Source organism: Pseudanabaena sp. PCC 9330 (assembly GCF_055795045.1).
In genome coordinates, this window is the sequence record NZ_JAYFES010000008.1 from 1 (window position 1) to 270 (window position 270).

Annotated in this window: 1 pseudogene; it reads left to right on the plus strand. The window is 58.5% G+C overall.

The window, feature by feature from the left end:
• Nucleotides 1-270, plus strand: a pseudogene (locus tag AC0QKW_RS00030) (photosystem II D2 protein (photosystem q(a) protein)); the annotation flags it as partial.

Genomic DNA, 270 nt, shown 5'->3' on the forward strand with positions numbered 1-270 from the left:
CCTTTTCTGGGCCGATTGCAGTGTTTGTCAGCGTCTTTCTGCTGTACCCCTTGGGTCAGAGCAGCTGGTTCTTTGCCCCTAGCTTCGGCGTAGCGGCGATCTTCCGGTTCCTGCTGTTCTTCCAAGGCTTCCACAACTGGACGCTGAACCCCTTTCACATGATGGGGGTGGCGGGCATTCTGGGCGGTGCGCTGCTGTGCGCCATCCACGGTGCAACGGTAGAGAACACGCTGTTCAAAGACGGTGAGAACGCCAACACCTTCCGCGCTT